Here is a 17699-nt window from a genome sequence, read left to right on the forward strand (position 1 = left end):
CATTGACGCGTGCCCGGCAGGCGCCACGGGCCGTTGAGGTCCCCTGCCCCGACCCCCGCCCGCAATGCCGGCGGGGTGTCGTCGTTTTGAACGCCCCGCTGCCGACATGCCTGACGCCAAGCCCGCCTTCCCCTTTGTCAACCTGCCGCTGGTCAAGCCGGGGCTGCGCCACAGCGTGGCGGGCCTGCGCGGCTCGGCCGATGCGCTGGCTGTGGCCGCGTACGCTCGGCAGCACCGCGAGCGCGCGCCGATGCTGGCCGTAGTCTGCTCCCACGCGGTCGATGCCCAGCGCCTGGCCGAGGAAATCCCCTGGTTCGCGCCCGAACTGCGCGTGCGCCTGCTGCCCGACTGGGAAACCCTGCCCTACGACAGCTTCTCGCCGCACCAGGACCTGGTATCAGAGCGCCTGGCCACGCTGCACGACATCCAGACCGGGCAATGCGACGTGATGCTGGTGCCGGCCACCACCGCGCTGTACCGGCTGGCGCCGCCCGCGTTCCTGGCCGCCTACACCTTCTTCTTCAAGCAGGGCGAGCGGCTGGATGAAGCGGCGCTCAAGGCCCAGTTCACGCTGGCCGGCTACGAGCACGTCAGCGCGGTGATGCGCCCCGGCGAATACAGCGTGCGCGGCGGCCTGATCGACCTGTACCCGATGGGCTCGGCGCTGCCGTACCGGATCGACCTGTTCGGCGACGAGATCGAGACCATCCGCGCCTTCGACCCCGACACCCAGCGCAGCCTGTACCCGGTCAAGGAGGTGCGGCTGCTGCCCGGGCGCGAGTTCCCGCTCGACGAAGCCGCGCGCACCGCCTTCCGCGGCCGCTGGCGCGAGCTGTTCGAAGGCGACCCAACCAAGTCGCCGATCTACAAGGACATCGGCAACGGCGTGCCGTCGGCCGGCATCGAGTACTACCTGCCGCTGTTCTTCGAGCAGAGCGCGACCGTGTTCGACTACCTGCCCGCCGATACGCAGCTCGCGTTCGCCGGCAATGTCGACGAGGCCATCCGCCGCTTCTGGGCCGACACCACGCAGCGCTACAACTTCATGCGGCACGACCGCGAGCGCCCGCTGCTGCCGCCAGCGGACCTGTTCCTGTCCGAGGAGCAGTTCTTCGTCGCCGCCAAGCCGATGGCGCGCCTGGTGCTGCAGGCCGAAGCGAACGCGGACCAGGCCGCGTTCTCGGCCATCCTGCCCGACGTCGCGGTGAACCGCCGCGCCGATGATCCGCTGGTCAATCTGGAAGCGCTGCTGCTCGACCAGCAGACCCGCGTGCTGATGTGCGCCGACTCGGCCGGGCGGCGCGAGACCCTGCTGCAGCTCTTTGCCGAAAGCGGCCTGCGCCCGCAGCCGGTGGACGACTTTGCCGCGTTCCTGGCCGGCGAAGCGCATTTCTCGATCGCGGTGGCGCCGCTGCAGAGCGGCTTTGCGCTGCCGCAGGGGCGGATCGCCTTTGTCACCGAGGCCGAGCTGTACGCCGGCACCGCGCGCCGCACCGGCCGCCGCAAGCAGGAGCAGGCCTCCGCCGTCGACTCGATGGTGCGCGACCTGGCCGAGTTGAAGATCGGCGACCCGGTGGTGCACAGCGAGCACGGCATCGGCCGCTATCAGGGCCTGGTCACGCTCGACATGGGCCAGGGCGACGAGGAATTCCTGCACCTGGACTACGACAAGGGCAGCAAGCTGTATGTGCCGGTGCACCAGTTGCATGTAATCTCGCGCTATTCCGGCGCCGATCCCGATACCGCGCCGCTGCACCACCTGGGCTCGGGCCAGTGGGACAAGGCCAAGCGCAAGGCAGCCCAGCAGATCCGCGACACCGCCGCCGAGCTGCTCAACCTGTACGCGCGCCGCGCCGCGCGCGAGGGCTTTGCCTTCCCGCTCTCGCCCAAGGACTACGAGACCTTCGCCGAAAGCTTCGGCTTCGAGGAAACGCCGGACCAGGCCGCCGCGATTGCCGCGGTGATCGCCGACATGACCTCGGGCAAGCCGATGGACCGGCTGGTGTGCGGCGACGTGGGCTTCGGCAAGACCGAGGTGGCGCTGCGCGCGGCCTTTGTCGCGGTGCTGGGCGGCAAGCAGGTGGCGATGCTGGCGCCGACCACGCTGCTGGCCGAGCAGCACTTCCAGACGCTGTCCGACCGCTTCGCCGAATGGCCGGTGCGCATCGTCGAGCTGTCGCGCTTCAAGACCAAGAAGGAAATCGACGCGGCCATCAGGCAGATCAACGAAGGCACCGTCGACATCGTCATCGGCACCCACAAGATCCTGTCCGACCAGGTCAGGTTCGAGCGCCTGGGGCTGGTCATCATCGACGAGGAACACCGCTTCGGCGTGCGCCAGAAGGAGGCGCTGAAGACCCTGCGCGCCGAGGTCGACGTGCTGACCCTGACCGCCACGCCGATCCCGCGCACGCTGGGCATGGCGCTGGAAGGCCTGCGCGACTTCTCGGTGATCGCGACCGCGCCGCAGAAGCGGCTGGCGATCAAGACCTTCGTGCGGCGCGAGGAAGACGGCGTGATCCGCGAGGCCATCCTGCGCGAGCTCAAGCGCGGCGGCCAGGTCTACTTCCTGCACAACGAGGTCGAGACCATCGAGAACAAGCGCGCGCGGCTGGCCGAGCTGGTGCCCGAAGCGCGCATTGCCGTCGCGCACGGCCAGATGCATGAGCGCGAGCTGGAGCGCGTGATGCGCGACTTCGTCGCGCGCCGCGACAACATCCTGCTGTGCACCACCATCATCGAGACCGGCATCGACGTGCCGACCGCCAACACCATCCTGATCCACCGCTCGGACAAGTTCGGCCTGGCGCAGCTGCACCAGCTGCGCGGCCGGGTCGGGCGCTCGCACCACCAGGCCTATGCCTACCTGCTGGTGCATGATGTCGAGGGCCTGACCAAGCAGGCGCAGCGCCGGCTCGAAGCGATCCAGCAGATGGAGGAACTGGGCTCGGGCTTCTACCTGGCCATGCATGACCTGGAAATCCGCGGCGCGGGCGAGGTGCTGGGCGACAAGCAGTCGGGCGAGATCCACGAGATCGGCTTCCAGCTCTACACTGACATGCTCAACGCCGCGGTCAAGGCGCTCAAGGCCGGCAAGGAACCCGACCTGATGGCGCCGCTGGCCGCGACCACCGAGATCAACCTGGGCACGCCGGCGCTGCTGCCCAACGACTACTGCGCCGACGTGCACGAGCGGCTGTCGCTGTACAAGCGACTGGCCAACTGCGAGACCGCCGAGCGCGTGGACGATATCCAGGAAGAGCTGATCGACCGCTTCGGCCGACTGCCGGCGCAGGCGCAGGCGCTGGTCGAGACCCACCGGCTGCGCATCGCCGCGGCACCGCTGGGCGTGCGCAAGATCGACGCGGGCGAGGCCACCATCAGCGTGCAGTTCGTGCCCAACCCGCCGATCGACGCGATGCGCATCATCGACCTGGTGCAGAAGAACCGCCATATCAAGCTGGCCGGGCAGGACAAGCTGCGCATCGAGGCCAAAATGCCGGACGTGGCGATCCGCGCGCAGACCATCAAGCATACGTTGCGGCAACTGGCGTAGGGGTCATGCGTATCCTGCATGGACGCGGCGCGCGGCCGGGTGTAGCATCGATTCCTTAACAAGTTAGCGATAACGCCCCCATGCCCGCCCAAGCCGCTTCTTCCCGTCAGCCCGTCACCGAAACCGCCGCGCGCGGCAGCGCGCTTGAATGGACCCAGCGGCTGGTCGCGTACGACACCACCAGCCGCAACTCCAACCTGGGCCTGATCGAGTCGGTGCGCGACCATTTCCTGGCCAAGGGGCTGAAGCCGCATCTGAGCTACAACCCGCAGCAGGACAAGGCCAACCTGTTCGTCACCGTGCCCGCCGCCGACGGCAATACCAACGGCGGCATCGTGCTCTCCGGCCATACCGACGTGGTGCCGGTGGACGGCCAGGACTGGACCACCGACCCGTTCAAGCCGGTGGTGCGCGACGGCAAGCTCTACGGCCGCGGCACCTGCGACATGAAAGGCTTTATCGGCACCAGCCTGTCGCTGCTGCCGGCCATCCTGCAGGCCAGGCTGCGCGAGCCGGTCCACTACGCGCTGTCCTTCGACGAGGAGATCGGCTGCATGGGCGCGCCCTACCTGCTGGCCGAACTGCGCGACCGCGGCGTGACGCCCGGCGGCTGCATCGTCGGCGAACCCACCAGCATGCGCGTGATCGTGGCGCACAAGGGCATCAACGCCTACCGTTGCTGCGTCAGGGGCCAGGCCGCGCACTCGTCGCTGACGCCGCGCGGCGTCAATGCGATCGAATACGCCGCGCGCCTGATCTGCTTCATCCGCGACATCGCCGATGAGTTCAAGGCCAACGGCCCCTACGACCAGGCCTTCGACGTGCCCTACACCACCGCGCAGACCGGCACCATCCAGGGCGGCATCGCGCTGAACACCATCCCGGCACTGTGCGAGTTCGTGTTCGAGTTCCGCAACCTGCCCGGCGTGGATCCCGAAGCCATCTACGCCCGCATCCAGGCCTACGCCAACGACGTGCTGCTGCCGAAGATGCGCGCCGAGCATGCCGACGCCGGCCTGACGCTGAGCAAGATCGCCGCCGCGCCGTCGCTGGACGTGGCCGAACAGGAAGCCATCACGCAGCTGGTGCGCGCGCTGACCGCCGACCGCGACACCAACAAGGTGGCCTACGGCACCGAGGCCGGCCTGTTCCAGCGCGCCGGCATTCCGGCCGTGGTGTGCGGGCCTGGTGATATCCAGCAGGCGCACAAGCCGGATGAGTTTGTTGCGCTGGAGCAGTTGGCTGCTTGCGAGGCGTTCCTGCACAAGGTGGTCGACAGCTTGCGCGTGAGCTGACTGCCGGGCATGCCAGAGCTTTGCTCCCCTCTCCCGCTTGCGGGAGAGGGGAGCAACCAATCCGCTTTTCCCGGCGCTTTGCACTTGCCGCGCGCCGCCACACCGCCTGCATCACACCAACAACAACGAAGGAGACCTTGCATGGCTGTCCGTGATTCCGCATCCCGTCCCACCACCCGCTTCGCGCTCGCCACCGTGGCGCTCGCCACCGGCCTGCTCTGCAACACCGCGCAGGCCCAGGCGCAAGGCGCCGAAACCCTGCACGCCCAGATCGAAACCCGCGCCAAGGCCGTCGAGAAACAACTCATCGCGTGGCGCCGCGATATCCACCAGCATCCGGAACTGGGCAACTACGAGACGCGCACCGCCAAGCTCGTGGCCGACCACCTGCGCAAGCTCGGCATGGAAGTGAAGACGGGCGTGGCCAAGACCGGCGTGGTCGGCGTGCTCAAGGGCGGCAAGCCCGGCCCGGTAGTGGCGCTGCGCGCCGACATGGATGCGCTGCCGGTCAAGGAACGCGTGGACGTGCCGTTCGCGTCGAAGGCCAAGGGCCAGTACCTGGGCAAGGAAGTGGACGTGATGCACGCCTGCGGCCATGACACGCACGTGGCGATTCTGATGGCCACCGCCGAGGTGCTGGCCGGCATGAAGGACCAGCTGCCCGGCACGGTCAAGTTCATCTTCCAGCCGGCCGAGGAAAGCCCGGCCGACTTCGAACCGAATGGCTCCAACACCTGGGGCGCCAAGCAGATGGTGTCCGAGGGCGTGCTGGACAATCCCAAGGTCGATGCGATCTTCGGCCTGCACGTGAGCAGCGGCATCGAATCGGGCAAGCTGGGCTGGCGCAGCGGCCCCTCGATGGCGGCGGCCGACCAGTTCTGGATCGACGTCAAGGGCCGCCAGACCCACGGCGCGCGGCCGTGGGGCGGGATCGACCCGATCGTGGTGGCGTCACAGATCGTGATGGGCCTGCAGACCATCCAGAGCCGCCAGGTCAACGCCATGCTGGAGCCGTCGGTGATTACCGTGGGCACCATCCACGGCGGCAACCGCATGAACATCGTGCCGGAGAAGGTCGAGATGATGGGCACCGTGCGCACCTATGACGAAGGCATGAAGAAGGACATCCATGCCCGCATGAAGCGCACCACCGAGGCCATCGCCACCAGCGCCGGCGCCGAGGCCAGCTTCCGCGTGGTGGAGTTGTACAACGCCACCATCAACCAGCCGGCCCTGACCGAGAAGATGGCGCCCACGCTGCAGCGCGTGGCCGGCGAAGGCAACTGGATGATCACGCCCAAGGCGACCGCGTCGGAGGACTTCTCGTTCTACCAGGAGAAGGTCCCGGGCCTGTTCTTCAACCTCGGGGTGACGCCCAAGGGCCAGGATGTGACCAAGGCGCCTTCCAACCACTCGCCTGAGTTCTATGTGGACGAGCCGGCGCTGATCAACGGCGTGCGCGCCCTGTCCAGCCTGACCGTGGACTACATGGTGATGGCGCAGCGCTGAGCGGCTCGCCCGGGGCGCTGCGGCGGGGCTACAATAGCGCTTTTGCCGCGTTGAAGCCCCGCGCGGCAAGCGCCCGACCTTCATCCGCCATGCCCCTGATCCTCCAGAGCACCGCCCCGCTTTCCCCAGCCGACCTCGACACCGCCCGCACCCTGGCCCGCGCCTCTGAACTGGTGCTGCGCAGCGAGACCGTCGCCGCCGCCGAGGAATGCGCGCCGCTGACGCCGGCGCTGCGCGATGCGCTGGACGATTTCTGCGGCCCGCGCGCGATCGACTGGGCAGTGGTGCCCGCGGGGCGCAAGCTGTCCGACTTCCACCTGGTGGCGATGGACATGGACTCGACCCTGATCACGATCGAGTGCATCGACGAGATCGCAGATTTCTGCGGCCTCAAGGCCGAGGTCTCGGCCATCACCGAAGCCGCCATGCGCGGCGAGATCACCGATTTCAACGAAAGCCTGCGCCGCCGCGTGGCCCTGCTCAAGGGCCTGGACGCCAGCGTGCTGGACCGCGTCTATGAAGAGCGCCTGCGGCTGTCGCCGGGCGCCGAGCGCATGCTGCAGACCGTGCAGGCGCTGGGCCTGCGCACGCTGCTGGTGTCGGGCGGCTTCGTGCATTTCACCGAGAAGCTCAAGGCACGGCTCCAGCTCGACGTGACCCGCGCCAATACGCTGGAGATCGTCGACGGCAAGCTGACCGGCAATGTCGTCGGCGAGATCGTCAACGCCGACGTCAAGGCCCGCACCGTGCAGGAAGTCTGCGCCCGGATCGGAGCCACGCCGGACCAGGCCATCGTCATGGGCGATGGCTCCAACGACCTGAAGATGATGGCCGTGGCCGGCCTGTCGGTGGCATTCCGGGCCAAGCCGGTGGTGCGCACGCAAGCCAGCGTCGCGTTCAACCACGTCGGCCTGGACGGCCTGCTGGCGCTGTTCCCGCACTGATCCCGGGCCGCGGACAACGCGGCAATGCGCGCCGGGCGGCAAGCGCCCGGCCGGCCCCACCCGCGCGGGCCGCCTGCGACTCGTCGCCACAGCCAGCGCAAGTCCCTCCCCCAAGTGCAGATGAATCCCCACTGAGACGCAACGTCTACTTAGCGCTTGCCTCTTCAAATGCGAATCATTACCATTAATGTTTCGTTTATCTGTCATTTCTCCATGCAAGTTCTGGCCGTCCTTCTTGGCCTGGCTGCGGCTGCGTGCCTGTACCTGGCCGCGCCCAACCAGGTCCTGCTGCCGCCCGGCAGGGTCACGCAACCGCGTACGCTGGGCTGGCTGGGCCTGGTCCTGGTCGTCGTCAGCACCTGGCTGTGGAGCATCACCGATGGCTGGCCCGCAGCCATTGCCGCCAGCCTGGTGACCGTGCCCTGCGCGCTGTCGGTATGGCCCTTTATCGCCACCTATGCCGCGCGCAAGCGCCGGGCAGCACGGGAGCAACGGGCATGAGCGCAGACCGCTCCGCAATGGGCACCAAATGGCTTGCCGGTGCGCTGCTCGGGCTGCCGCTGGCGGTGGCGCTGTGCACGCTGTTGATCCTGTGGCTGCCGGGCGGCTGGGAAACCGGCATCGTCGCGGCCGTGGTGGCCTGCCTGCCGGTGTGGGTGGCCATCATCAGCGCCAGCCTGCTGTTCCGTTCCAGCCGCACTGCCTGGGTCTGGCTGGGCGGCGCCAACCTGCTCTGCTTCGGCGCGCTCTGGCTGCTGCGCCTGGCCAGGCTGGCGCCGACGGCACTGGCCGCCTCCTGAGAACGCCATCATGAAAACCGCAACCCTGCGCCTGTACCAGACGCTGCATACCTGGGTCGGCCTGATGGCCGGCTGGGCCCTGTTTATCGCCTTCTTTGCCGGGGCGGTCACCGTGTTCCACCATGAGCTGCACGTTTGGCAGTCGCCGTCGCGGCTGAAAGGCAATGCGCAGTTCGAGGCCAGTACCGACCCGGCCGCGGTCGACCGCTTCATGCAGAAGCTGGTCGCGATCCACCCCGAGGCCGCGGCCAGCTCATACGTGATCATGCCGTCGGAGGGAGAGCCCAATATCGCGGCCTACTGGCAGGACCAGGCCGGCGAGTGGCAGATGACCACCGACGCCCGCCTGGCCGGCGGCGCCGCGATGCAGCGCGACACCTCGCGCGACCAGGTGATCGGCGAACTGTCGGCATTCCTGAACAGCCTGCACTACTCGCTGGGGATCCCGGTCGGCGGCATCTATTTCATGGGCGCGATCTCGGTGCTGTACGGGCTGGCACTGGTATCGGGCGTGCTGCTGCACCTGCCACGGCTGAAGAAGGACCTGTTTGCAGTGCGCCCCGGGCGCAACCTGAAGCGCTTCTGGATGGACACCCACAATGTGCTGGGCCTGTTCAGCCTGCCTTTCCACCTGGTCTTTGCCATCACCGGCGCGCTGTTCTGCCTGTCGCTGGTGCTGATGATGGCGTTCAACACACTGACCTTCGATGGCCGCCTGTTCGAGGCGGTGCCCCGCGCCACCACCGCCGTGCCGGAAGTGGCCGCGGCCAACCGCGCGGTGCCGACCATGCCCACGGCAACGCTGATGCAGATCGCGCGCGAGCACGGCGGCGAGCGATTCACGCCCGAGTCGTTCCGCTTCCAGCGCTATGGCGACGCCAACGCCGTGGTGGAGGTGCGCGGCACCAGCACGCAGGCACTCGGCAACCTGGGCTCGGTCGGCATCCATGCCGCCAGCGGCGAGCCCAACGCGGGCCAGCTGACCGCCAACCAGACCGCCGGCACGCGCGACAGCAACCACGGGCTCTACAGCGCGCTGTACGCACTGCATTTCGGCACTTTCGGCGAGCTGCCGGTGCGGCTGGTCTACCTGCTGGCCGGGCTCGCCGGCGCCTTCCTGTTCTATTCGGGCAACCTGCTGTGGATCGAGTCACGGCGCAAGCTGCGCCTGGCCGAGCAGCCGCGCGTGCACCGGCTGCTGGCGCAGGGCACGGTCGGCGTGTGCATCGGCTGCTGCATCGGCGTGGCGCTGTGCTTCCCGGCGGCGCTGCTGTGGCCGGAACGCGCGGTGAGCTACACGTATTTCACGGTGTTTGTCCTGGCCTGTGCCTGGGCGCTGCTGCGCCCGCCGGTGCGCGCCGCGGTGGAACTGCTCTACGCCGCCGCGCTGGCGTGGCTGACGGTGCCGCTGGCGAACGCGATCCTGACCGGCGACCACCTGCTGCACAGCATCCCCAGCGGGCACTGGATCATCGCCGGCTTCGATATCGGCGCGATCGCGCTGGCCACGGGCTTTGTCGCCCTGGCCCGCGCCACGCAGCGCCGCGCGCGCAGTGGGCCGGCGGAGTCGGTCTGGGCGATGCCGCGGGCAGCCCAAGCCGCCCAGACCGCCCAGACCGCCAGGCCCACCGCGGGCGCCAAGGCGATGCCCAGCACGGATACGCCCTGAGCGCATGGCGCCCGCACGCAAGAACGGACGCAGCAGCGTCCGTTTTTGTTTCCTGGGCAGCACCAGCCCGGCCCCTGCCCTACACTATCTCAGGCCAACAACATCGAGCCTGCCGCCATGGAATCGACCTTCCACCAGTTTTCCGAACTGTTCGCCCAACTCGGCCTGGCCTCCGACGAAGCCAGCATCCGCAGCTTTATCGGCACGCACGCCCCGCTGCCCGACGATGTCGAGCTGGCCGAGGCACCGTTCTGGACCCCCGCCCAGGCCACGCTGCTGCGCGACGAGCTGCTGGACGACGCCGACTGGGCCGAGGTCGTCGACCAGCTCAATCTCGCCCTGAGACAGCCGGCCTGAGGCCGCTTACGCGGCCAGCGTAGCCTCCAGCGCCTGGCGCAGGTCGGCGATCAGGTCGCGCGTGTCTTCCAGGCCGATATAAAGCCGCACCAGTTCGCCGGTATCCTGCCAGCCGGCCGGCGGCCAGGTGCCCGCCGGGCGCATGCCCTGCACGTGGTACGGCACGGCCAGGCTGTGGGCACCGCCCCAGGACCAGCCGATCGCAAACAGCTGCAGCGCCTCGACCAAGGCATCCACCTGCTGGCGTGTATAGCGTGCCCGCAGGATGATGGCAAAGAGCCCGCTGGCACCGGTGAAATCGCGCCGCCAGCTGGCGTGGCCGGGGCAGTCCGGCAGCGCCGGATGCAGCACGCGCGCAACCTCGGGCCGCTGGCGCAGCCACTCCGCCACTTCGCGGGCCGCACGGTCATGCGCGGCCAGGCGCACCGGCAGGCTCGGCAGCCCGCGCAGCACCAGGTGGCAGTCATCGGCGGAAACACCCCAGCCCATCAGCATGCGGGTGCGCTTGAGGCGGTCATGCAGCGCATCGTCGCAGGTCAGCACCGCGCCCATCAGCACGTCGCTGCCGCCGGACTGGTACTTGGTCAGCGCCTGCACCGAGATGTCGATGCCCTTGTCGAACGGGCGGAAGTAGATGCCGGCAGACCAGGTATTGTCGATCGCGGTCAGCACGCCGTGCGCCCTGGCCGCGGCGACGATGGCGTCGCTGTCGGGCACTTCCATGGTCACCGAACCGGGCGACTCCATCCATATCAGGCGCGTATTCGGCCGGATCATCGCCGCCATCGCAGCAGCGTCCATCGGGTCGTAGTAGCGCACGGTCACGCCGAATTCGCGTGCCAGCCACTCGCCGTGGTCGCGGTTGGGGCCGTAGACGTTGTGCGGCACCAGCACGTCGTCGCCGCTCTTGAGCAGCGCGAAGTAGACCAGCGAGATCGCCGCCAGCCCCGACGGCTGCAGCAGCGTGTGGCGCGCGCCCTCCAGCAGCGCCAGGTGCTGGCACAGCGCCTCGCTGGTGGGCGTGGCGTGCAGGCCATAGCGCCAGTAGGTGGTGGCACCGTCGCCATGGGCGCGCAGTTCGGCGAGGTTGCGGAACACCACGGTGGAGCCGCGGTGCGTGGCGGGAGAGAACGAGGCAAAGCCGGGCGCGATCTCCAGCTCGGGCTGGACCGCAACGGTTTGCAGGTAATGGGCGGGCGACGCGGGCTTGTCGGATGGCGAATCGGACACGGCGGTTTCCTTGCTGGCTGCTGGCCGGACACGGCGCGCTGCCCCGGCGGTATCGCCCGGGCAGAAGCGTGGCACGGTCAGGAATGAGACTCGATGAGCCTCCGAGCTTACCAGCAAATGCCGGCCGCGCCACCGGCGATGGCAACGGCGGACACCAGCAAGCGGCTTACCAGCCGGAAATCGAGGACTTCGGCGGCGGCGGCGCGTAAGTGACGCCGCTGTTTGGCCTCATGTCGAACGGGGGGATCACCAGCACGCCCAGAGGGCGGATAAAGAACGGCAGCACGATGGCCGGGTTGAACGCGTCGGTCCAGGTGCCGCGCACGGCGCCGCTGGCGTCGATGCTGCCTTCCCAGTTGCCCGATACGCGGGTGCCGTCGTCGGACTCCTCCATCAGGAAGGCGCCGTCCTCCCACTCGCCTGCCAGCAGGCGCACACCGGCGCCACGGCCGGCGTATTCGCCACGCACGCTGTCGCGCTCGTCAGGCTTGGGGCCCAGGCGCAGCCGCACCGGCTGGTCGCCGACCTTGCCGACGTAGACCGGCAGCGACGCATATTCCGGCCGCGGCGCCAGGGGCTTTGGCGCGCCAGTGGAAAGCGAGGTGCCGCCGCGCCGGGATTCGCCGTCGCGAATGGCCTGGTTGATGCCCAGGCCTTCGCCGCCGGCTGGCCCGGTGTTAACCGGGCCGGTCGACAGCTCGGTCGCCGGCGCTGCCTGCGCCGTGCCCGCCAGCGCGAGCACGGCGGCCAGGCCGAGCGCGCAGAGGTTCATCGCCAGCGAAGCCAGGCGCAAGGCTAACCTCAGATACGCTCGAAGATGGCGGCAATGCCCTGCCCGCCGCCGATGCACATCGTCACCAGCGCGTAGCGGCCCTGCACGCGGTTCAGCTCATGCAGCGCCTTCACCGTGATCAGGGCACCGGTGGCGCCGATCGGGTGGCCCAGCGAGATGCCCGAGCCGTTCGGGTTAACCTTGGCCGGGTCCAGACCGAGCGCCTTGGTCACGGCGCACGCCTGTGCGGCAAAGGCTTCGTTGGCTTCGATCACGTCCAGGTCCGACACCTGCAGGCCGGCGCGCTCCAGCGCGATCTTCGTCGCCGGCACCGGGCCGATGCCCATGGTCTTCGGGTCCACGCCGGCATGGCCGTACGACACCAGGCGGGCCAGCGGCTTCAGGCCGCGGCGCTCGGCTTCGGCGCGCTCCATCATCACCACCGCGGCGGCGGCGTCGTTCAGGCCCGAGGCATTGCCGGCCGTGACCGTGCCGTTTTCCTTGACGAAGACCGGCCTGAGCTTGGTCATGTCGTCGATGGTGGCGTCATGGCGCACATGCTCGTCGGTGTCGAAGGTGACGTCGCCCTTGCGGCCCTTGCTCACCACCGGGACGATCTGGTCCTTGAAGTAGCCGGCCTTGATCGCTGCCGAAGCGCGGCGGTGCGATTCCAGCGCGGCCTCGTCCTGCTGCGCGCGCGAGATGTCGTATTCCTTGGCGACATTCTCGGCGGTCACACCCATGTGGATGCGATGGAAGGGATCGTGCAGCGCACCCAGCATCATGTCGACCAGGCCGGCGTCGCCCATGCGTGCGCCCCAGCGCGCTGCCGGCGCCAGGTACGGTGCGCGGCTCATGCTTTCCGCGCCGCCGCCGATGGCGACGTCGGTATCGCCCAGCAGGATGGTCTGCGCGGCGCTGACAATGGCCTGCAGGCCCGAGCCGCACAGGCGGTTCACGGTCAGCGCGGGGGCGTTGATCGTCACCCCGCCGTTGACGGCCGCGACGCGGCCCAGATACATGTCGCGCGGCTCGGTCTGGATCACGTTGCCGAATACCACGTGGCCGACATCGTCGCCCGACACCTGCGCGCGCGCCAGCGCCTCGCGCACCACCAGTGCGCCCAGCTCCGCCGGTGCCACATCCTTCAGGCTGCCGCCAAAGGTCCCGATCGCGGTACGGACACCGCTTACCACTACCACTTCACGCGTCATGACTTTGTCTCCATGAGGTTATGTTGCACCGCACAGTATAGCGGGACGCGGACGAAATCGAACGAGCGTACTTTTACCTAATCAACCCGTTTCAGACCTCGCCCCACAGGTCGTGGCCATCGGCGCCGGTGATCTTCACGTCGACGAACTCGCCGGCGCGATAGCGCTGGGCGTGGCGTTCCGGCGGCGCGATATAGACGAGGCCGTCGATTTCCGGCGCATCCGCGGACGAACGGCCGATGCCGCCATCCTGGTTGACCTCGTCCACCAGCACGCGCAGGGTCTGGCCGACCTTGCGCTGCAGGCGGCGCGCCGAGACCTCTTCGGCCACTTCCATGAAGCGGGCGCGGCGTTCCTCGCGCACCTCGTCGGGCAGCGCGCCCGGCAGGTCATTGGCGGTGGCGCCCTCCACCGGCGAGTAGGCGAAGCAGCCGACGCGGTCCAGTTCGGCTTCGGCGATAAAGTCGAGCAGGGTCTGGAACTCCGCCTCGGTCTCGCCCGGGAAGCCGGCGATAAAGGTGCTGCGGATGGTCAGCTCAGGGCAGATCTCGCGCCAGGCGCGGATGCGGTCCATGGTCTTCTCGGCATTGGCCGGGCGCTTCATGCGCTTGAGCACGTCCGGGTGCGCGTGCTGCAGCGGCACATCGAGGTACGGCAGCACATGGCCCTGCGACATCAGCGGGATGATCTCGTCGACGTGCGGGTACGGGTAGACATAATGCAGGCGCACCCAGGCACCGTACTGCGCGGCCAGCTCGCCCAGCGCCGCCACCAGCTCGGTCATGCGGGTCTTGAGCGGGCGGCCGTTCCAGAAGCCGGTGCGGTACTTGACGTCGACGCCATAGGCACTGGTGTCCTGCGAGATCACCAGCAGCTCCTTGACGCCGGCCTTGAACAGGTTCTCGGCCTCCAGCATGACCTCGGCCACCGGGCGCGACACCAGGTCGCCGCGCATCGACGGGATGATGCAGAACGAGCAACGGTGGTTGCAGCCCTCGGAAATCTTCAGGTAGGCGTAATGCTTGGGCGTCAGCTTGATGCCGGCGGCCGGCACCAGGTCGGTGAACGGGTCATGCGGCTTGGGCAGGTGCGTGTGCACCGCCTGCATCACCTCGCCCAGCGCATGCGGGCCGGTCACGGCCAGCACCTTGGGGTGCACCGACGACACGATGTCGTGGCCCGCCGCATCCTTCTTCGCACCCAGGCAGCCGGTGACGATGACCTTGCCGTTCTCGGTCAGGGCCTCGCCGATGGCGTCCAGGCTCTCCTGCACGGCCTCGTCGATAAAGCCGCAGGTATTGACCACGACCAGGTCAGCGCCGTCATAGGTGCCGCTGATGGCATAGCCCTCGGCGCGCAGCTGGGTGATGATCTGCTCGGAGTCGACCAGGGCCTTGGGGCAGCCAAGGGAAACGAATCCCACACGCGGACTATGGTCTTTCTGGGTCGTTGATTCTGAAGGGTTTTTCACAGTGCAATCCGAATGTGGGGGCGGGCGCGGCGAATATGCGGGGACAAGGCCGGCAGCCGGTGAGCCAATCGCGCATTTTAACCGTTTGCCATGAATTCTCGGCGCCTGACACCATACATGTGGCCCAGGCTGCGTCATTCCGGCGCGGTCGCGGCTCCCGGCAGGCCTTCCAGGACCTGCTCTATCTCCAGCGAGTCCTGCATGCGCCGGATGGCCGCATGCAGTTCGGCGGCCTGTGGCCAGGTCCGCTTGAGATAGCTGAGCCACAGTTTCACGCGCCCATGCTCATGGCACGACGCGATACGGGCATGCAGCTTTTTCAGGTAGGTGGTGATCTGGCGCAGCACCAGCGGCCACTCCTGGTCCGACGGCGAACCGTCCATCAGCCCGCGAATGCGCAAGGCCAGGAAAGGATCGGACACGGCGCCGCGCCCGATCATCACGTCGGCGCAACCGCTGACGGCCCGGCAACGCTCCCAGTCGGCGACGGTCCAGACATCTCCGTTGGCAATCACCGGCACGTCCACCGCCGCCGCAATGCGCGCGATCCAGTCCCAGTGGGCCGGCGGCCGGTAGCCATGGTCCCGCGTCCGGGCATGCACGACGAGCGAAGCCGCGCCGCCTTCGGCCAGCGCCGTGGCGCAATCAATGGCCAGCGAGGCATCGGAAACGCCCAGCCGCATTTTTGCCGTCACGGCGATATGGGCCGGCACCGCCGCGCGCACGGACGCGACGATCCGGTTCAACAACTCAGGATTCGTCAGCAGCATGGCACCGCCGCCATGCCGGTTGACGACCTTGGCGGGGCAGCCGAAGTTCAGGTCGATGCCATGCGGCGACAAGGTCGCGGCATAGGCCGCATTGCGCGCCAGCCATTCCGGATCGCTGCCGAGCAACTGGATCACCATCGGCGTGCCGCTGCGGGTATAGCCGCCGGCGAGGATTTCGGGCGTATCGCGCTCGTAGACGCGGGCGGGAAGCAACGAACCGGTCACCCGGACGAACTCGGACACACAGCCGTCGTAGCCGCCAGTGTCGGTCAGCACGTCGCGCAAGACGTAGTCGGCAAGCCCTTCCATGGGGGCCAGGAACAGCCGGCTCATGGCGAAGCCTTCATCGAAGCAGAGAGCCGGGCCTTAAGGGGCGGACGAGCATATTGGATAACGGAGGGCATGGGTTTTCGCGCACAAAAGGCGAGTCCACACTGAGCCGCCGCTGGAGAGAGTTGCGTGATTGCGTGCGCCCGGGGACGCAGACCGCGCATTCTACCTGCTTTGCATCTGCACGGTTTTCAGGGATCGGCGATTCTCATACCGTAGCCCATAGGCTACGGTAAGGTATGCTCAGCATCCGGACAACCCAAATTTCCGGGTTCAACGAGGAATTCCGGGGAACGTTAAAGCCCTTGGCGGTGGAGTCAGCGAAATGCGCGTGGACCACGGCCCGGGCTACCGCATCTACTTTCAGCAACGCGGCCAGGTAATTGTGATCCTGCTCTGCGGAGGCAACAAGTCGACCCAGCACGCTGATATCGAAAGAGCACGCACTCTGGCGGCCAATCTTGATCTGGAGTGAGCCATGAAGGAACCGACCCGCCCCTGGGACTCCGCCGAGCATCTGAGGAACGATCAGGAGATCGCCGCCTACCTGGATGCCTGCCTGGCCGAGGCCGGCGACGACGATCGATTCATTGCCTACGCACTCGGGGTGGTGGCGCGTGCGCGCGGCATGACGCGACTGGCGCGCGAAACGGGCCTTTCGCGCGAAAGCCTCTACCGCTCGCTGTCAGGCGAAGGCAATCCGGAGTTCGGGACGATCTGGAAGGTGATGCGGGCGCTGGGCATCCGCCTGCATGCGAGCGCTGGCTGAGTGCCAGCCAGCGTGCGGGATATGCGGCGGGGTGTAGCGCCCGCCGCTGCCAGTGTCTTACTTCTTGTCCGGCTGGTTGAACGGGAACGTCCCGAACATATTTTTGGCCTGGCTTTGCATCTGCTCCTGCATCTGCACGAACAGGTTCTTGCTCTGCTCGATGTAGTTGCTCATCATGCCCTGCATCATCGGGCCCTGCATGTTCATGAACTGCGACCACATGTCGGGGCTGAAGGTTTCGCCGGAATACAGGCCCTTGGAGTTCTCGGCCAGCTTGTTCTGGATGTCGATGAAGGCCTGGATGTTCTTTTCCAGGTAGGTGCCCATCATGCCCTGCATGGCATGGCCGTAGAAGCGGATGATCTGCGACAGCATCGCGCTGGAGAACATCGGCACGCCGCCCGTTTCTTCTTCCAGGATGATCTGCAGCAAGATGCTGCGGGTCAGTTCGTCACCAGACTTGGCGTCGACGACCTTGAATTCTTCTGAATCCATGACCAGCTGCTTGACGTCGGCCAGGGTGATGTAGGTGCTGGTCTGGGTGTCGTAGAGCCTGCGGTTCGGATACTTTTTGATCAGTCGCTCTGCGCCTTTTTTGGTCGTGGCCATCGGTGCTCTGTCCTTGTGTCATCGCTGTTTGCGCGCTGCTGCACCGCATGGGGTGCAGTGCGCAAATCGGTATCGCCCGCGCCATCTGCTTGTTGTCGTGCCGGCCATCTGGTGGCCCGTTCGCGCATGGCTGCGCGTGGCGGCCTGCAACCTCGCCCCCGCGAGGGCCGCGCTGCACGAACATGGTGCTGGCTGCGCCGCTGCCCTGATTCTATGCCCAACAAGGCACTAAGAAAAGCGACGGGGCTTAAGGAAAACCCGGTGAATTGGCGCAAAAAGCGAGGAATGCCGCGCTGGCAGAAACGATTCGCGGGCCTTGACGGCCCGCGAAACGGGCGGCGAAACGAAACGCCCGCCGCCTTGTGCGCCGCGCTGGCTGCACCGCAATACGCGGGCCGTCAAGG

At 67.6% G+C, this 17699-nt stretch carries 16 protein-coding genes; 10 read left to right on the forward strand and 6 right to left on the reverse strand.

Going from position 1 to position 17699, the window contains the following annotated elements; genetic code table 11:
- Nucleotides 1-106: 106 nt before the first annotated feature.
- The 8 genes from mfd to AC3WQZ_RS16175 all read left to right on the forward strand — a co-directional run bounded on the left by mfd (nt 107) and on the right by AC3WQZ_RS16175 (nt 10130).
- Nucleotides 107-3556 carry a transcription-repair coupling factor gene (gene mfd / locus AC3WQZ_RS16140; protein WP_439671590.1) on the forward strand — a complete coding sequence of 1150 codons (3450 nt, stop codon included), beginning with the start codon at nt 107-109 and terminating at the stop codon, nt 3554-3556.
- 80 nt (nt 3557-3636) lie between these two features.
- On the forward strand, nt 3637-4851 hold the full coding sequence (gene argE, locus AC3WQZ_RS16145) for an acetylornithine deacetylase (RefSeq protein WP_010810116.1): 1215 nt from the start codon (nt 3637-3639) through the stop codon (nt 4849-4851).
- 141 nt (nt 4852-4992) lie between these two features.
- Complete coding sequence (locus AC3WQZ_RS16150) at nt 4993-6360, forward strand: amidohydrolase (RefSeq protein ID WP_010810117.1); 1368 nt, start codon at nt 4993-4995, stop codon at nt 6358-6360.
- Between the two features lie 89 nt (nt 6361-6449).
- Nucleotides 6450-7304 (forward strand): phosphoserine phosphatase SerB, encoded by an 855-nt coding sequence (gene serB / locus AC3WQZ_RS16155; RefSeq protein WP_010810118.1) that lies wholly within the window; start codon nt 6450-6452, stop codon nt 7302-7304.
- 213 nt (nt 7305-7517) lie between these two features.
- Nucleotides 7518-7805, forward strand: a complete 288-nt coding sequence (locus AC3WQZ_RS16160; RefSeq protein ID WP_010810119.1) for a hypothetical protein — start codon at nt 7518-7520, stop codon at nt 7803-7805.
- Nucleotides 7802-8104, forward strand: coding sequence for a hypothetical protein (locus tag AC3WQZ_RS16165; RefSeq protein ID WP_011615092.1), 303 nt, complete (start codon nt 7802-7804; stop codon nt 8102-8104). Before AC3WQZ_RS16160 ends, AC3WQZ_RS16165 begins: the two co-directional genes overlap by 4 nt.
- Nucleotides 8105-8114: 10 nt before the next feature.
- On the forward strand, nt 8115-9773 hold the full coding sequence (locus AC3WQZ_RS16170; RefSeq protein WP_010810121.1) for a PepSY-associated TM helix domain-containing protein: 1659 nt from the start codon (nt 8115-8117) through the stop codon (nt 9771-9773).
- Nucleotides 9774-9890: 117 nt separating this feature from the next.
- Nucleotides 9891-10130, forward strand: coding sequence for a DUF2789 domain-containing protein (locus tag AC3WQZ_RS16175; RefSeq protein WP_010810122.1), 240 nt, complete (start codon nt 9891-9893; stop codon nt 10128-10130).
- Between the two features lie 6 nt (nt 10131-10136).
- On the opposite strand, the gene AC3WQZ_RS16180 is transcribed toward AC3WQZ_RS16175, so the two are convergent.
- From AC3WQZ_RS16180 to AC3WQZ_RS16200, 5 genes are all read right to left on the reverse strand, one after another.
- Entirely contained in the window at nt 10137-11360 is a 1224-nt protein-coding gene (locus tag AC3WQZ_RS16180; RefSeq protein WP_010810123.1) for a cystathionine beta-lyase, read from the reverse strand.
- A gap of 166 nt (nt 11361-11526) precedes the next feature.
- On the reverse strand, nt 11527-12153 hold the full coding sequence (locus tag AC3WQZ_RS16185) for a hypothetical protein (protein ID WP_058697292.1): 627 nt from the start codon (nt 12151-12153) through the stop codon (nt 11527-11529).
- Between the two features lie 8 nt (nt 12154-12161).
- Nucleotides 12162-13346, reverse strand: a complete 1185-nt coding sequence (bktB, locus tag AC3WQZ_RS16190) for a beta-ketothiolase BktB (RefSeq protein ID WP_010810125.1) — start codon at nt 13344-13346, stop codon at nt 12162-12164.
- Nucleotides 13347-13437: 91 nt separating this feature from the next.
- The gene (rimO, locus tag AC3WQZ_RS16195) at nt 13438-14817 is read right to left on the reverse strand and encodes a 30S ribosomal protein S12 methylthiotransferase RimO (RefSeq protein ID WP_010810126.1); all 1380 of its coding nucleotides are present in this window, start codon (nt 14815-14817) and stop codon (nt 13438-13440) included.
- A 134-nt stretch (nt 14818-14951) separates the two neighbouring features.
- Nucleotides 14952-15920 (reverse strand): tRNA dihydrouridine synthase, encoded by a 969-nt coding sequence (locus AC3WQZ_RS16200; protein ID WP_492300871.1) that lies wholly within the window; start codon nt 15918-15920, stop codon nt 14952-14954.
- A 322-nt stretch (nt 15921-16242) separates the two neighbouring features.
- On the opposite strand from AC3WQZ_RS16200, the gene AC3WQZ_RS16205 reads away from it, so the two are divergent.
- Both AC3WQZ_RS16205 and AC3WQZ_RS16210 read left to right on the forward strand, forming a co-directional pair.
- A complete protein-coding gene (locus AC3WQZ_RS16205; protein WP_010810128.1) occupies nt 16243-16392 on the forward strand; it encodes a type II toxin-antitoxin system RelE/ParE family toxin in 150 nt (49 codons plus the stop codon).
- A gap of 3 nt (nt 16393-16395) precedes the next feature.
- Nucleotides 16396-16686, forward strand: a complete 291-nt coding sequence (locus AC3WQZ_RS16210; protein WP_010810129.1) for an addiction module antidote protein — start codon at nt 16396-16398, stop codon at nt 16684-16686.
- A 57-nt stretch (nt 16687-16743) separates the two neighbouring features.
- Here AC3WQZ_RS16210 and phaR read toward each other — a convergent pair whose 3' ends face one another.
- Entirely contained in the window at nt 16744-17295 is a 552-nt protein-coding gene (gene phaR, locus AC3WQZ_RS16215) for a polyhydroxyalkanoate synthesis repressor PhaR (RefSeq protein ID WP_010810130.1), read from the reverse strand.
- Nucleotides 17296-17699: the final 404 nt, after the last annotated feature.

This window comes from Cupriavidus sp. FW305-26, assembly GCF_058787975.1.

Bases quoted from the DNA above. Each gene is read 5' to 3' on its own strand.
- mfd (WP_439671590.1), top strand. From the start codon at position 107: ATGCCTGACGCCAAGCCCGCCTTCCCCTTTGTCAACCTGCCGCTGGTC.
- argE (WP_010810116.1), top strand. From the start codon at position 3,637: ATGCCCGCCCAAGCCGCTTCTTCCCGTCAGCCCGTCACCGAAACCGCC.
- AC3WQZ_RS16150 (WP_010810117.1), top strand. From the start codon at position 4,993: ATGGCTGTCCGTGATTCCGCATCCCGTCCCACCACCCGCTTCGCGCTC.
- serB (WP_010810118.1), top strand. From the start codon at position 6,450: ATGCCCCTGATCCTCCAGAGCACCGCCCCGCTTTCCCCAGCCGACCTC.
- AC3WQZ_RS16160 (WP_010810119.1), top strand. From the start codon at position 7,518: ATGCAAGTTCTGGCCGTCCTTCTTGGCCTGGCTGCGGCTGCGTGCCTG.
- AC3WQZ_RS16165 (WP_011615092.1), top strand. From the start codon at position 7,802: ATGAGCGCAGACCGCTCCGCAATGGGCACCAAATGGCTTGCCGGTGCG.
- AC3WQZ_RS16170 (WP_010810121.1), top strand. From the start codon at position 8,115: ATGAAAACCGCAACCCTGCGCCTGTACCAGACGCTGCATACCTGGGTC.
- AC3WQZ_RS16175 (WP_010810122.1), top strand. From the start codon at position 9,891: ATGGAATCGACCTTCCACCAGTTTTCCGAACTGTTCGCCCAACTCGGC.
- bktB (WP_010810125.1), bottom strand. From the start codon at position 13,346: ATGACGCGTGAAGTGGTAGTGGTAAGCGGTGTCCGTACCGCGATCGGG.
- AC3WQZ_RS16200 (WP_492300871.1), bottom strand. From the start codon at position 15,920: ATGAGCCGGCTGTTCCTGGCCCCCATGGAAGGGCTTGCCGACTACGTC.
- AC3WQZ_RS16205 (WP_010810128.1), top strand. From the start codon at position 16,243: ATGCGCGTGGACCACGGCCCGGGCTACCGCATCTACTTTCAGCAACGC.
- AC3WQZ_RS16210 (WP_010810129.1), top strand. From the start codon at position 16,396: ATGAAGGAACCGACCCGCCCCTGGGACTCCGCCGAGCATCTGAGGAAC.
- phaR (WP_010810130.1), bottom strand. From the start codon at position 17,295: ATGGCCACGACCAAAAAAGGCGCAGAGCGACTGATCAAAAAGTATCCG.